This window comes from Exiguobacterium sp. s157, from assembly GCF_018618205.1.
In the GTDB taxonomy this organism is placed as follows: domain Bacteria; phylum Bacillota; class Bacilli; order Exiguobacteriales; family Exiguobacteriaceae; genus Exiguobacterium; species Exiguobacterium chiriqhucha.
Map to the genome: position 1 here is coordinate 164,882 of NZ_JACSLQ010000006.1, position 15,072 is coordinate 179,953.

13 protein-coding genes are annotated in these 15,072 nt (G+C 54.5%); 4 read left to right on the forward strand and 9 right to left on the reverse strand.

Annotated features, from left to right (window positions below; translation table 11 throughout):
• Nucleotides 1–40 precede the first annotated feature (40 nt).
• Nucleotides 41–769: a GntR family transcriptional regulator gene (locus KNP67_RS12385; RefSeq protein ID WP_029596096.1), complete on the forward strand. Its 729-nt coding sequence runs from the start codon at nucleotides 41–43 to the stop codon at nucleotides 767–769.
• Nucleotides 770–802: 33 nt separating this feature from the next.
• Here KNP67_RS12385 and KNP67_RS12390 read toward each other — a convergent pair whose 3' ends face one another.
• From KNP67_RS12390 to KNP67_RS12405, 4 genes are all read right to left on the reverse strand, one after another.
• Nucleotides 803–1,906, reverse strand: coding sequence for an LCP family protein (locus KNP67_RS12390; protein WP_021065222.1), 1,104 nt, complete (start codon nucleotides 1,904–1,906; stop codon nucleotides 803–805).
• Nucleotides 1,907–2,057: 151 nt separating this feature from the next.
• Nucleotides 2,058–2,822 (reverse strand): glucosamine-6-phosphate deaminase, encoded by a 765-nt coding sequence (nagB, locus tag KNP67_RS12395; protein ID WP_021065221.1) that lies wholly within the window; start codon nucleotides 2,820–2,822, stop codon nucleotides 2,058–2,060.
• Nucleotides 2,819–3,964, reverse strand: a complete 1,146-nt coding sequence (gene nagA, locus KNP67_RS12400; protein WP_214756705.1) for an N-acetylglucosamine-6-phosphate deacetylase — start codon at nucleotides 3,962–3,964, stop codon at nucleotides 2,819–2,821. The genes nagB and nagA overlap by 4 nt, the downstream gene beginning before the upstream one ends.
• 172 nt (nucleotides 3,965–4,136) lie before the next feature.
• Nucleotides 4,137–5,507: an MATE family efflux transporter gene (locus KNP67_RS12405; protein WP_029596101.1), complete on the reverse strand. Its 1,371-nt coding sequence runs from the start codon at nucleotides 5,505–5,507 to the stop codon at nucleotides 4,137–4,139.
• Between the two features lie 37 nt (nucleotides 5,508–5,544).
• On the opposite strand from KNP67_RS12405, the gene KNP67_RS12410 reads away from it, so the two are divergent.
• Nucleotides 5,545–6,318 carry a CHAD domain-containing protein gene (locus KNP67_RS12410; RefSeq protein WP_214756706.1) on the forward strand — a complete coding sequence of 258 codons (774 nt, stop codon included), beginning with the start codon at nucleotides 5,545–5,547 and terminating at the stop codon, nucleotides 6,316–6,318.
• Here KNP67_RS12410 and glsA read toward each other — a convergent pair.
• The gene (glsA, locus tag KNP67_RS12415; RefSeq protein WP_021065217.1) at nucleotides 6,315–7,256 is read right to left on the reverse strand and encodes a glutaminase A; all 942 of its coding nucleotides are present in this window, start codon (nucleotides 7,254–7,256) and stop codon (nucleotides 6,315–6,317) included. The two genes, KNP67_RS12410 and glsA, sit on opposite strands and share 4 nt — an antisense overlap.
• A gap of 58 nt (nucleotides 7,257–7,314) precedes the next feature.
• Nucleotides 7,315–7,488 (reverse strand): hypothetical protein, encoded by a 174-nt coding sequence (locus KNP67_RS12420; RefSeq protein ID WP_165569465.1) that lies wholly within the window; start codon nucleotides 7,486–7,488, stop codon nucleotides 7,315–7,317.
• A gap of 110 nt (nucleotides 7,489–7,598) precedes the next feature.
• Between KNP67_RS12420 and hemG the strand changes: the two genes are divergently transcribed.
• Entirely contained in the window at nucleotides 7,599–8,963 is a 1,365-nt protein-coding gene (hemG, locus tag KNP67_RS12425) for a protoporphyrinogen oxidase (protein ID WP_214756707.1), read from the forward strand.
• On the forward strand, nucleotides 8,960–10,033 hold the full coding sequence (locus KNP67_RS12430; RefSeq protein ID WP_021065214.1) for a TIGR04053 family radical SAM/SPASM domain-containing protein: 1,074 nt from the start codon (nucleotides 8,960–8,962) through the stop codon (nucleotides 10,031–10,033). Before hemG ends, KNP67_RS12430 begins: the two co-directional genes overlap by 4 nt.
• Nucleotides 10,034–10,071: 38 nt before the next feature.
• Here the strand turns inward: KNP67_RS12430 and clpB are convergent, their stop codons facing one another.
• The 3 genes from clpB to KNP67_RS12445 all read right to left on the reverse strand — a co-directional run bounded on the left by clpB (nucleotide 10,072) and on the right by KNP67_RS12445 (nucleotide 14,861).
• Complete coding sequence (clpB, locus tag KNP67_RS12435) at nucleotides 10,072–12,663, reverse strand: ATP-dependent chaperone ClpB (RefSeq protein ID WP_058765687.1); 2,592 nt, start codon at nucleotides 12,661–12,663, stop codon at nucleotides 10,072–10,074.
• Nucleotides 12,664–12,681: 18 nt separating this feature from the next.
• A complete protein-coding gene (locus KNP67_RS12440; RefSeq protein ID WP_021065212.1) occupies nucleotides 12,682–13,548 on the reverse strand; it encodes a DnaJ C-terminal domain-containing protein in 867 nt (288 codons plus the stop codon).
• A gap of 140 nt (nucleotides 13,549–13,688) precedes the next feature.
• Nucleotides 13,689–14,861: a CamS family sex pheromone protein gene (locus KNP67_RS12445; RefSeq protein ID WP_214756708.1), complete on the reverse strand. Its 1,173-nt coding sequence runs from the start codon at nucleotides 14,859–14,861 to the stop codon at nucleotides 13,689–13,691.
• Nucleotides 14,862–15,072: the final 211 nt, after the last annotated feature.

Below are 15,072 nucleotides of genomic sequence, written 5' to 3' on the forward strand. Positions count from 1 at the left end.
TAATAAGAAACACTTACTTTAGCAGTCAGGAGCGATATGCATGTTACAGATTGATAAACAATCACCGCTACCTATTTATTATCAAATCGAAGCCTATTTAAAGCAACAAATAGATGCCGGCGAGCTCCAACCCGGGGAATCCATCCCATCCGAACGGGAGTTTTCCGAGCGCTATAACGTGAGCCGGATGACGGTCCGCCAAGCGATCACAAACTTGGTCAACGCCGGTTATTTGAGCCGTCAAAAAGGCCGAGGCACGTTCGTTGCCAACAAGAAAATCACGATGGCCTTGTCCGGATTGACAAGTTTCTCGGAAGAAATCAAACATCGGGGCATGCGTCCGTTTAGCCGCCTGTTGTCGTTCCAGACGATTTCAGCCCCGGCCAAAATCGCCCAAAAATTGAGCGTCGCGCTCGACACGCCCGTCTATGAGATGCGACGTCTCCGTCTCGCCGATGAGAACGTGCTCGCCCTCGAGACGGCATACATCCCGGTCGCCTTACTACCGAACTTGACCGAGACAGATGCCGTCGGTTCGATTTACGAGTTCGCCGAGCAGTCAGGGCTCCGGTTGAAGAATGCGACCCAAACCCTCGAGGCGAGGAGCGCGGGACCGGAGGAAGCAAAGCTGTTGACGATTTCTCCGAACGCCCCTGTGCTCTTAATCGACCAACGGACGTATCTCGAGAACGGGGACATGTTCGAATATAGCCGTTCCTTGTTCCGCGGCGACGCCTACTCGTTCACCGTTGCGATGGAACGCACATAAAAAATGGTTTGCCGCGGACGGCAAACCATTTTTTTATTGTGCTTCATACGTGATTCCGGCTGGGTCGTACATATACGTCTCAAGCTCGGTATCGGTCATCGGCTCGACTTCATTCCCGGCATCGGCCTGTTGGACGCGGTAACGAACTTCTTCGAGCAACGGCTCGTTCAAGAAGTAATAGAAATGACCGTCGACACCGCGGGCCCCTTCACCGGTCAACTGATATTGAACCGTGTTGTTGAGGGCGCCGACGTCCTCGATTAAACGCATATAATCGTTCGGACCGAGCGTCGTCTGCATGTTGTCCCCGACTGCTTTCAACACTTTGTCGTAGTTGTTGATGAGCGACGTGCCGAGCGCTTGGTCAAGGACGGCATTGATGACTTCCATCTGACGCTGTCCGCGACCGATGTCTCCGCGTGGGTCGTCATAGCGGTTACGGACGTAAGCGAGTGCCTCTTCGCCCGATAACTGCTGAAGCCCTGCTTCGACTTGGACGACTTCTCGTGAGGCGTCGTAACTCTTCTGTTCAGACGAGAACGGGACGTCGATTTCGACCCCGCCGACGGCATCGATGAAGTCGACGAACCCTTGGAAGTTGAGGGAGACGACGTGGTCGATGTCGATGCCGACCAAGTCTTCAATCGTGTTCGTCGCCATCCGCATACCGTTGTTCGGGTTCGATTCATCCATCGACCCGAAGTAATAGGCGTGCGTGATTTTGTCTTGATCGAGACCCGTCTTACCGTACGGGATATTGAAGCCCGTATAGTCGATGTTGACGTACGAGTCACGCGGGATGCTGAGCATCGTCGTCTGTTTGTTTTTCTTGTTCAGAATGACGACAATCATGACGTCAGACCGACCATACTCGCCGCGCGCTTTCTTCTGCGGGGACAAGTCCGTCCCGAGCACGAGGAAGCTCTCGGTATCCTCTTTATCAAATCGAGTCGGTTCGATAGTCGGATCATCCTCAAGCGTCACTTGAGTACCTGACAGCATGTTATGCGCTTTATAAAAAGCCGTTCCATACATGCTTGAGCCAACGATGACGGCAATCAATACAAGGGCGCTGAACAGCTTATAAAACGCAGACGGGCCTTTGCGCCGTCTACGAGCTTGGGTTCTTGAATTCATGAGTTTCTCCTTCGCGATCGAATGATATGAGCTTCACCTATTATAGAGGAAACCTCGACTTTTGTCGAAAACGTTTTGATTACAAATCCATTTCCATACAATTTCCCACAGTTAGCGAGAAAAAAACCTGGAGACACTTGTCTCCAGGTCATCAAGCTCGAATCGAAAAGAATCGGTCGGCCGCTTCACTGCCACGCGCCTGTAACACATTGCTACAAGCCGAGGCCGCTTCGGCATCGAGCACGATGGTCACACTTGGATGCGCCTGTAAGATGGAAGCCGGCCAGTCAATCGTCGGCACGCTCTCAATCATGTGATGCACGGCTTCGGCTTTACGGGTACCGGTCGCGACGAGGACGATCTCGCGTGCGTTCATAATCGTATCGAGTCCCATCGTGATGGCCTGCGTCGGCACGTCTTCGATTGAATCGAAGAAACGGCGGTTCGCTTCACGCGTCGACTCGGTCAGTTCGGTCACATGCGTCTTCGCATCGAGCGCGGTACCCGGCTCATTGAAGGCGATATGTCCGTTCTCTCCGATGCCTAGCAATTGCAGGTCGACACCAATCGAGCGGACGAGCTGTTCATAGCGAGCCGCTTCCGCTTCCGGGTCGGCCGCGTCACCATGAGGCAGATGGCTCTGTTTGAATGGGATGTCATTGAACAGCTTCTCTTCCATGAAGTGATGATAGCTTTGCGGATGACTCGGCGCGAGCCCGATATACTCATCAAGATTAACGCTCGTCACATGACTGCAGTCGAGCCGATCTCGTTTGAACATCTGATACATCCCGACCGGTGTACTGCCTGTCGCGAGTCCGAGCACGAAATCGCGCTTCCCGGCGACCCGCTCCTTGATGAGTGTATATGCGATTTCTTCTGCGTCCGTCGGTGTGTTCGCCACTAATATGTTCATTGCATGTCCTCCTTCGAATAACTGACCTGTCCTTGATGAATCGTCGTTATAACCGTCATTGCGTCATCCCAAATGACGAGATCCGCGTCGAAGCCAGGCGCGATGGCCCCTTTGTTCGTCAAGCCGAACTCACGCGCTTGGTTCGCTGACGTCATCTTCACCGCTTCTTGCACCGTGCATCCCGTGTATAACAGCATGTTGCGGAACGCCGCGTCCATCGTCAAGACGCTGCCGGCCAAGTTCCCGGCTTCGAGTCGAGCCGCCCCGCCTTCGACGATGACCGGTTGACCCCCGAGTTCATAACGGCCGTCCGGAAGACCTTTGGCGCGCATCGCATCCGTAATGACGACGAGACCGTCTGCCCCTTTCATGCGATAGGCGAAGTCGACCATCTCGTGACGGCTGTGAATCCCGTCTGGAATGATTTCAACCATGACGTCCCGCTCCAACAGACAATAGCCGACCGTTCCCGGCTCCCGATGATGAATCCCTCGCATCTGATTGTATAAGTGCGTGCCATGCTTGACGTTCGCTTCCTTGTTCTCGGCAAACGTGGCGTTCGTGTGTCCGGTCGATCCGATTGCACCGGTTTCACCCATCACCTGTTCAAGCTCACGTGCTCCCGGACGTTCCGGCGCATACGTGACGAGGCGAATGTGACCGCCCGCCTCCTGTTGCCATGTGCGGAATTGATTTGCATCGGGATCGATAATATATTCGGCCGGCTGTGCCCCCGCATTGTCGACGTTGACGAACGGTCCCTCTAGATGGATGCCGACGAGTGACGTGTCTCCCGCCTCGATGACAGTCCGGGCTGCTTGCAACGCCTTCGTAATGGCAGTCGGTGACTGTGTAATCGTCGTCGCAAAATAAGACGTCACACCTTCAGCGAGCATCGAACGGCTGAGATGACGTAGTCGATCCACGTCCGCATCCATCGTATCGACGTCGTAACCGCCGTGGATGTGGACGTCAATCATGCCTGGCGTCACGAGTGCCCCACGAACGTCAATCTCTTTATCTGTTCCTGCCTGATAGTCCTCCATCGCACCGACGCTCACAATCGTCGTGCCATCGGATTGGATATAGCCTCGTTCCCACGTTTCGTCCCCCGAAACGATGTGTGCATTGATGATCACCATAATCGGTCATCCACCTTTCTTCAAGTAGCTTCATCGTTATCATATCAAAAACCAGTATAGTTGTATAGACCAATATTACCAACTGACAAACTTGATTTCCCCAGTTCTTTGCCCATCCTGTTTCCCCCTCAAACAACAAAAAGGCTGACGCCGTAGCGTCAACCTGTCTCGGTTAGGATGTTTCGTTCGTAATCGGTTGGGCCTCATACCGTTTGACGATATGAATGAGACGCATGACCAGCAACACGGCTCCGGCCGCTAGACCCGCAATCAAACCAATCCAATAGCCGTCCGGTCCGAAACCGAACTGTTCGGCAAGCGCATAGCCGAGCGGGAGGCCGATGACCCAATAGGCGATGAGCGACAAGATGAGCGTCACGTTGACGTCCTTGAACCCGCGTAAAATCCCTTGAATCGGGGCGGCGACCGCATCCGATAATTGGAAGAAGACCGCAAAAATCATGAAGTGGGCCGCGAGTTCCACGACGGCCGCATCGTTCGTATAGATGGCCGCAACCCGTTCATTTTGCCAAAACAGAAGCGCTCCCGAGAATGATGACACACCGAGACAAAGGACGATACCGATTTTGGCATAGCGTACGGCATCCTTCAGCCTCCGGGCCCCGAGCTCATAGCCGACGACAATCGTCAGCGCGCTCGACGCGGACAACGGCAACATATAGACAAATGAAGCGAAGTTGATGGCCGCTTGGTGGGCCGCGACGATATTGTCTCCATATTCACTCAAGAGCAACGTCACCGCCGCAAAGATGCTCACTTCCGCAAAAATGGCGAGACCGATCGGTGTCCCGAGCTTGAGCAGTTCTTTCTGTCTCGGCCAGAAGATACGCTCCACTGAGCGCAAGAAACGATATTCAAGGAAAGGCTTGCCGTTCCGGACAAACGCGAACGCCATAAAGAAGAGCAACCAATATGTGATGGCCGAGGCGATTCCCGCCCCGACACCGCCATAGGCCGGGACGCCGAGTTTTCCAAAGATGAAGATGTAATTTAATCCGACGTTAATGGGTAACCCTAATAGTATAAGTAGCATCGAGATTCGCGTTTTGCCGAGCGAGTCCATGAGCGTGCGTAGCACGTTGAACAAGAACATTGGCAACACCCCGAATCCGAGTGCGAGCAAATACCCTTTGGCAATCCGTTTCCCTTCCTCACTCAGTCCCATGCCGTCGACAGCCGTCGGGACGAGCCAAAAGCCGAGCACGAGCGTCGCGATGCTCAGACCGATCGCTAAGTATACGCCTTGGTACAGCGTCCGTTGAATCTGCTGGATATTGCGGGCCCCGAGCGCCTGGGCGACAATCGGTGCGACAGCGAGCAGAATCCCGCTCAACCCCGTATAGACCGGCATCCATAAACTCGACCCGACACCGACACCCGCCAAATCGACGGCGCCGGCTCGGCCCGACATGACTGTGTCAAAAAAGCTGATTAAGTAAAAGGACACTTGTGTCACCAAAATCGGGAAGAAGATGGTGAAGAACAGTTTGATTTTTTCATTTAGTGAATGTGTTTGATACATGGGCAACCTCATCTCATTTCAGAAAGGAAAAATTAGAATGAATCAACGGAATGCGGAAAAATTAAAATATGAGCTGTTAGAGACGTGGAACACGTTCAATCATTATATGACCGAGGCGCTCACGTTTCAAAACAGTGAAGATATCCACCAAGCCCGGGTCCATCTACGCAAGCTATTGACGTTCATGCAACTGTACGACACGAAGCCTTCGACGTATCGTCAATTGAAACAGTTGATGGAGGCGCTCGGTGCGGTGCGTGACGGAGACGTCCTGCTTGAAGGGCTCGCCGTCGAGACCGAGCTCGATCAAGCTTTTGTTGAGCATGTCGAAACACAACGGGCCAAGGACCGCACGCTGTTGAAAGCGCGTGTGACCGAAAAAATGACGCCTTCGCTTGACCAGCAAGTCCGTCGTTTCATCGGCGGGCAACTATTCCGTGCCATTCGGAAACAAGATGCGGCGGCCTTTCTCGATAAAGCCAAAGCCGAACGTAAGCGCCGCATCGAGACTCATCACGCAGCGTCAAAACGGACCGACCGGCTCGATACACTCCACAAAGTCAGACTCGCCGTGAAACGGGAGCGCTATTTGAATGAGTACTTACTAAACTATGAGCCGAGCGCCTCAAAAGACCAAGTTCAAAAACTGAAGCGGCTCCAGACCGAACTTGGTGATATGAATGACCGGCATCAGCTGTTGTTGCGCTGGACCGATTTCACGCCGCCCGCCGCCTTGACCGACGACTATAAAGAAGTCGTCCAGAAGCTGCACACCCGACTCGACGAATCGGTCGACGCCATCAAGCTTTAGCGCGACGTGTAGCGTTCGACGAGCAGTTCAAGCAACTTCATCCCGGCAATCGAGTTCCCTTTTGAATCAAGGGCAGGCCCAAAAATACCAAAGCCGACATCACTCAATCCGAGCTCGTGTTTGCCGGTCGCGAGAATCGCACCCGACACCCCGCTCTTTCCAGGCAGGCCGACACGGACGGCAAATTCACCCGATGCGTCGTACATGCCGCACGTCGTCATGATGGCTTTGACGATACGGACGACGCGACGCGGAATCAATTCCTCGCCTGTGACCGGGTCTTCGCCGTTACCGGATAGAATCCGGCCGATGCGAGCCAAGTCAAAACAATCGATTTCGATGGCACACTGTTTCGTATACACATCGATAATCTCATCGACATCACCCTCGACGATTCCGTGATGGCGCATGAAATAGAGCAAGGCCCGGTTCAAGTCGGTCGTCTCGTATTCCGAGCGAGCGACTTTTTCGTTATACGTGACTTCCTCGACCGGGACATCGAGCAACGTCGCCAAAAATTGACGGAACTGATAGATTTTCAGCTCCGCCGTGTCCCCTAAAATCATGCTCGTGACCGCGAGCGCCCCGGCGTTAATCATCGGATTGAGCGGTTTCGATGGCACCGTCTCTTCAAGTTTGGCAATCGAGTTGAACGCATCCCCCGTCGGTTCCATACCGACTTTCGAGAACACGTAATCTTCCCCGAACTCCATCAAGACGTAACAGAGCGTCAACGCCTTTGACACGCTTTGAATCGTGAACTTATGATGGACGTCCCCCGCATGAATATAAGAACCATCAGGTAGGCAAATCGCCACGCCGAGCAAATCATCTTGTACATGCGCGAGCTCCGGAATATAGTCGGCGACTTTTCCTTGTGCTGTGTACGGACGACACTCGTCGACCAAATGCGCCAACTGCTGTTCCAATACGTTCATCCAATCACCCCATGTCCGATAGTTTTTACCCGGGTCATCTTAACATATTTGAAGACGGTTAACCATCAAGTGGACCGTCTTCCTTATCCGGCTTATACCATTCCTCGTCGGCCCATATGACCGATGGGCTGTCCTCGTCACCTTCGAGCTTCTCACCATGCCGATTCATCGAGACGATGAACGCGATAATACCGACCACGACGACCGCCGCCGTTATCCCGAACCAAATCATAGGTGGTCCTCCTTCCAATCGTGACGAATTTGTCTAGAACCGTGTGAGACTTATCCTATGTCTACGTCAACATTCTCGGTACCGTTAGTAGGAATACTACATAGAAATGGGTGAATGGATTGAACAAGATTGCAATCATCGGTGGAGGGATTACCGGCATGGCCGCCGCGTATTATGCAAAACAGGCGGGAGCGCATGTCACATTGTATGAAGCAAGTGACCGGATTGGCGGAAAAATCAAGACCGTTTATCGAGACGGCTTCGTCTTAGAATGTGGGCCGGACGGATATATGGCCCGTAAGCCGACATTGACCGAGCTGATCACCGAACTTGGGCTTGACGACGATCTCGTCCGGTCGATGACCGGGACCTCGTACATTTACGTCCGGAACCGACTGCGACAGATGCCCGCAGGTTCGGTCATGGGCATCCCGACCAAGTTCTGGCCGATGGTCAAGACGGATCTGTTCACGTGGCGCGGCAAGTTTCGGGCCGGTATGGACCTCGTGTTGCCCCGCGTCTATGCGGGATCGGATATCTCGCTCGATACGTTCTTTCGGGCCCGGCTCGGGTCGGAAGTCGTCGAGGCGATGATCGAACCGCTCCTGTCTGGGATTTACAATGGTACGCTCGACGATATGAGCATCGAGTCTACTTTCCCTCAGTTTATCACGATTGAACAAAAAACACGCAGCCTGATTCTCGGTATGAAAGCATTGACACCTCCTGTCCAAGCCGGTGTCAAACCGCGCGAGGCGGGTAAATTTTTATCGCTCGGCCAAGGGCTTGGTGTCTTGATCGAGGCGCTCCGTCCATCGATTGATCGCCTCTGTCTCGGGACACGGGTCGCGGCAGTCCGGCCCCATGAAGTGGTGCTCGAGGACGGAACGGTCGAGTCGTTTGACGGCATCGTGTTAGCCACCTCGCCGAACGCGCTCGGCCCGCTCCTCGGTCTCCCGGAAGCGGAACGGTTGTCGTCATTGAAACGCACGTCTTCCATCACCGTGCTCGCAGCGTTCGAGAAAGCAGACGTCGAGGCACTCGACGGGACGGGTTACGTCATCGCCAAAGGCGAAGGCAACGCCTTGACCGCTTGTAGCTGGATGCATAAGAAATGGCCGCATATGGCACCCGAAAACAAGGCGCTGTTACGCGTCTACATCGGCTCCGCGTTCGTTCCCGACCTGTTGACGGAATCCGACGAAACGATTGCCGACTTCGCGCTCCGTGAGCTTCGGAAAATTCAACACGTCGGTAACCCGATCTTCACGAGAGTCGAGCGTCACGTCGACACGATGCCGCAGTATGAGGTCGGCCATAAACAATACGTGCGCGCGTTCGAGGAAACATTGTCCTCCCTCGACGGCGTCGAAGCTTGTGGGGCGATTTTACACGGCGTCGGTCTCCCCGACTGCGTCGACTCGGCCAAACAAGCCGTCACCCGCATCATGGCAAGACAGGTGGTGTCCGTATGAAACGAATCGACTACAACGAGAATCCGTTCATCGTCATTTGGGAAGTGACACGCGCCTGTGCACTGTCATGCGTCCATTGCCGGGCCGAGGCTCAGTTCCATCGTTATCCGGGTGAACTCGACACCGCCCAAGGTAAGGCGCTCATCCGCGACATTCATGCGATGGACAACCCGATTCTTGTCTTCACAGGTGGCGACCCGCTCATGCGCGAAGACTTGTTCGAGTTGACGGAATACGCCGCCTCGCTCGGAATGCGCGTATCGATGACCCCATCGGCAACGCCACGCGTGACCCATGACGCCGTCAAACGGGCGAAAGATGCCGGATTGACGCGTTGGGCGTTCTCGCTCGACGGTCCGGACGCCAAGTCACACGACTATTTCCGGGGTACCCGCGGCAGTTTCGAACGGACGTTGCGCGGCATCTCTTATTTCCGGGAAGAAGGCATGTCATTCCAAATCAATACGACGGTCACGGAATATAACGTCGATCAACTCCCGGACATCGCCAAACTCGTCGGTGAACTCGGTGTGTCGGTGTGGACGCTGTTCTTCCTCGTGCCAACCGGCCGCGGGTCGCTCCTGCAGCCCATCTCCCCAGAACGGCATGAAGAAGTACTCCGCTGGGCGTTCGCTTTGCAAGAACACGTCCCATTCATCATCTCGACGACCGAAGCCCAGTTTTATCGGCGCATCGCCCGGCAAGAGAACTTGAAACGAAAACAAGTTGGATTGTCGCCCATCGGCCATCCGCATGACGATCTCGCCAAGGCACCCCGCGGCACGAATGACGGGAACGGTTTCGTGTTCATCTCGCATACGGGCGACGTGCAGCCGTCCGGTTTCTTACCGATTACGTGCGGCAACGTGAAACAAACACCGCTCGCCGAGATTTACCGGCACCACCCGGTTTTTAAATCACTACGCGATCCCGATACCCACCACGGAAAATGCGGCTACTGCGAGTATCGTTACGTATGCGGCGGCTCGCGGGCTCGCGCTTATGCCGTCACCGGCGACTATAAGGCCGAAGAACCGTACTGCATCTATCAACCTACACCTATCTCATAAACAAAGAGCGCCGGCATCAGCCAGCGCTCTTTCAATGTTTAATGCGTCACCGTCGCGGGACGAAGCGTCAACTCGTCGTTCTCGACATCGATGACGACCGTCTGGCCGTCCTCGATATCTCCGGCGAGAATGCTACGGGCGAGTTTCGTCTCAATCGTCCGTTGTACGTACCGGTTGATCGGACGGGCCCCGAACTGTGGCTCATACGCCTCATCGGCGATGAACACTTTTGCTGCATCCGTGATCTCGATTTGAATCGAGCGCGCCGTCAAGCGACTACCCATGCGCGCGACCGCTTTCTCGACGATTTGGCCGATTTGAGCCCGCGTGAGCGGGTGGAACAAAATCGTCTCATCGACCCGGTTCAAAAACTCGGGACGGAAGTGGCGGCGGAGCCGCTCGATGACTTGGCGTTCTTCCGCCTCATCGATGACACCATCTTTCGCCGCTTCGAGCAAGATGTCGGCCCCGATGTTCGATGTCATGATGACGATTGTGTTTTTGAAGTCGACGACACGTCCGTGCGAATCGGTCAAGCGACCATCATCGAGCAGTTGCAGCAAGATGTTGAACACATCGGCGTGCGCTTTCTCGACCTCATCGAGCAGGAGCACCGAGTACGGGTTGCGGCGGACTGCTTCCGTCAACTGGCCGCCCTCTTCATAGCCGATATAACCTGGAGGTGCCCCGACGAGACGCGACACGGCGTGTTTCTCCATATACTCGCTCATGTCGAGACGTACGATATGGTCTTCCGAGTCGAACATCGCCTCGGCGAGCGCTTTCCCGAGTTCGGTCTTCCCGACACCCGTCGGTCCGAGGAACAAAAACGAGCCGATCGGACGGTTCGGATCTTTAATGCCGGCTCGAGCCCGAATGACGGCATCACTGACGAGGCGAATCGCATCGTCTTGTCCGAAGACACGTTGATGGAGCACCGTCTCGAGGTTGAGCAACTTGTCTCGCTCTCCTTCGGTCAATTTCGTCACGGGGATCCCCGTCCATTTCGAGACGACCTCGGCGATCTCTTCCTCGGTCACTTCTTCGCGGACGAGTTCACGTGTCACCGAACCGGCGAGCCGTTCCGCTTCCGCGAGTTCACGCTCGAGTTCCGGGATACGGCCATATTTGAGCTCGGAGGCCCGGTTCAAATCATAGCGGCTCTCAGCTTCTTGCAGTTCGAGCTTCACTTTCTCCAAGTCGCCACGGATGTGTTGCACGCGATGCGTCGACTCTTTCTCGTTCTCCCAACGGAGTCGGAGCGCGTCCGACTGTTCGCGAATCGAGGCGAGTTCTTGTTGCAGCGCATCGAGTCGTTTCTTCGAGGCGTCATCACTTTCTTTCTTCAAGGCCGCCTCCTCAATCTCGAGTTGCATGACGCGGCGTACGAGTTCATCGAGTTCGGCCGGCATCGATTCCATCTCCGTCCGAATCATCGCACACGACTCATCGACGAGATCAATCGCCTTGTCCGGCATGAACCGGTCGGTGATGTAGCGGTTCGATAAGACGGCCGCTGCGACGAGCGCGTTGTCATGAATGCGGACACCGTGGTGAATCTCGAAGCGTTCTTTCAAACCGCGCAAAATCGACACCGTGTCTTCGACGTCCGGTTCGTCGACGAGCACTTGTTGGAAACGGCGCTCAAGTGCCGGGTCCTTCTCGATATATTGGCGATACTCATCGAGTGTCGTCGCGCCGATGCAGTGGAGTTCGCCGCGGGCGAGCATCGGTTTGAGCATGTTCCCGGCATCCATCGCCCCTTCGGACTTGCCGGCCCCGACAATCGTATGCAGTTCGTCAATGAAGAGGATGATTTTCCCTTCCGCTTCTTTCACTTCGTTCAAGACAGCTTGGAGCCGCTCTTCGAACTCACCGCGATATTTGGCCCCGGCGACGAGCGAACTCATATCGAGGCTGAAAATCGTCTTATCTTTCAAGCTTTCCGGAACGTCACCGCGAACGATGCGTTGGGCGAGCCCTTCGACGATCGCCGTCTTCCCGACACCCGGTTCTCCGATTAAGACCGGATTGTTTTTCGTCTTCCGGCTCAAGATGCGGATGACGCGCCGAATCTCGCTATCACGCCCGATGACGGGATCGATTTTGCCGGTCTTCACTTCTTGAATCAAGTCGCGGCCATACTTCGTCAAGACGTCATACGTCGCTTCCGGCGACTTCGACGTGATGCGCCGATTTCCGCGGACGGCGACGAGCGCCTCGCGTAGTTTCTCTTCGGTCACACCTTTGCGCTCGAGCATGCTTTGCGCTTGGCTCTTATTCATAATGATGCCGAGCAGGACGTGCTCGACCGAGACGTACTCGTCACTCATACCGGTCGCTTCCCGCTCCGCCGTTGTCAACACGTTCAACAGCGAGGCCGAAATCATCGGCGTCGTCGGCGTTTGAAGCTTCGGTGCGTTCTTGAGTGCCATCGCGACCTCGGCCTCAATCTCGGCGACGCTCAGCTCCATTTTTTGCAGTAGGAGCGGCGCGATGCCGTCCGTTTGTGAAATCATCGATGCCAAGACGTGCCATTCGTTCATCTCGCTATGGTGGTACTGTTTCGCAAGTGCCTGCGAACTGACGATGCCTTCATGTGCTTTATCGGTAAATCGATTGAAATCCATTCTGCTTCCTCCTTAGGCTCAACGTTCGAGTTGTTCGTAAACAGATCGGTGGCCGGCGTCTAGCGGCAAGTCGACTTCGAGTTGGACGAAGAGATCCGACCGGACTTTCGAGGCGGTCATGAACCCGCGCCCTGGGATGCGCATCCGTTGACCCGGGCGTGACCCCGGTTTCACTTTCAGTTTGACCCGGCCACCATCTAATGTCGCCACGACGACTTCTGTGCCGTCGAGGAAAGCGAGCGGGCGCAACCGTTTGACGGTAATGACGTTCGCTCCTTCTCGACGGTACGTATCATCATCCGTGAAATGCAGCTCAACGTACACGTCGCCGCGGTCACCCGCTTGTCCGACCTTGCTGCTCTTACCTTTGAGCCGTAACTTTTGCCCTTCGTGGGCGCCTTGCGGGATTTTCACGTTGACCGTTCCCGTCTGGAGACGCAGACTCACTTTGGAATCAGACGTCAATTGACTGAGTGGGACGTTGACACGGACCGTCTCATCGAGGTCTTCTTCGACCGCTTGATTAAAGAAGCTACCAAACATGTCCTCGAACCCGAACGTCCGCGACGTCGTCCGTGACCCGCCGCCAAACTGACGGAACAAGTCTTCGAACTGGGCCGATCCTTCCCCATATCCGTCGCCGCTGTAAGTCCCTCCGCCGAACGTCGGTCCTTCTGGACTGCCATAGCGGTCATAGTTCGCTTTCTTATCAGGATCACTCAGCACATCGAACGCTTCTTGGATTGCTTTGAACTTGTCCTGTGCGCCCGAGTCTTTGTTCACATCCGGATGGTATTGTTTTGCCAGTTTTCGATACGCTCGCTTAATGTCTTGGTCGGACGCCTCTTTCGGCACGCCAAGGACGTCATAATAGTTTTTTGCCATCTCGTTTCACCTCACCTATTTCTTTCCCGATTCTGTTAAGTCTATTCTACCGATTTGGTCAAAGAAGGTCAAAGAATTTCCTCGTTACTTAGCATACGAAAAAAAGAAGGCATTCGTTTCATCACGATGCCTTCTTACGATTAGAAATATACTCTCGGACTGTCCATGCCTTCTTCGAACACGATGGTCACTGCTTGTTGGCCACCGAGTGAGGTGACGTTGATGCGGACCGGTACGTTCCGGTTGTACTCCCACCGGTTCTCGAGCAGACCGACGACGTGCTGGGTGAACCCGACGAGCTCGGCCCGGCTATAAAACTGGATGGGGATGTCGATTTCGATTCGTGACAACTCGCCGTTTTGATAGAAGCCTTTTCCAATCATTCCGCTGAAATCCGGGAACACATCGGCAATCCGGTCACTGAAGAGGGAGAACTTTTGGGCATCGTCGCGCACTTCGGTCGTCGCCGTGGCGGACGGGAAGTAATAATAGGTCTCATCGATGGCGGTCCAGTCGTTCGCCGCCACTTCATTGGCTGAGCCGACGAATACCGATTTGATATAGTTCCCTGGTGTCGGTGAACCTTGCGGCGCTTTCATATACAACGCGACGTTAATATCGAGGTCTTTAAAGTCCTCACGTTTCCGCAACTGGGCGACGAGTTCATTCGCCATGCGTTCTCCTTCAGCGATGACTTTCTTCTCGTCCAACTTTTCCGTATAGGTCGGACCGAAGTTCGGCGCTTGGAACACGTACTCTTGATTCAAAATCAAGGCGAACGACACACCGCCGAGTTGATACCCACTATCCGTTTTCGTCATATAGTTTTGTTCGACGAGCGACGCCAAATAGAGTGGCGACTTTTTGTTCTCTTCGACGAACTGCTCCTCGGCCACTTCGGCCGTGCCGTTCGCATACGCCGGGTTGAGCGGAACGAGACCTTCTGACGTTTTGTCTTTACGGCCAAGCAGACGCGATACATCTTCACTCGTCAATAGCTGTCCTTCTTGATAGGCGTACTTCTCCGGATCGAACGCGCCGGTCGAATGGCGCATGAGGCCGAGCTCCACTTCTTCGAGCTCGAGCGATGAGCTGACTTGACGTTGCGCCAGTCCTCGGGCCGCAGCTGGTTTAAACGGAATGACCATCTGGTAATATGAATCACGCGCTTGAATCGCTTGAGTGACCCCTTCGGCTGCCGTCTCTTCGCCTGTCGGTGTGACTTCTTCTTCCCCCATCGGGATTTTCATAGAGCATCCGCCGAGAAAAACCGTCGCGGCGAGAGCTGGGATGAGCATCTGTTTCCATTTCATCTATGTCTGAACTCCTTTAATGATTCGTTTCGTTACACTTCGTCCATTATAACAAAATCATCCGTTGAAAAAAGTGTCGAAGCGGAATCAGTGCCAATTCACAGCAAAACACCCTTCAACTCGTGAACTGCTCCCCGTCAAGTAGACAGGGTAAATAATGAAAACCAACCTAAGCGGCTTGAGACCTGTATTCGACAGGGCTCAAGCCGTT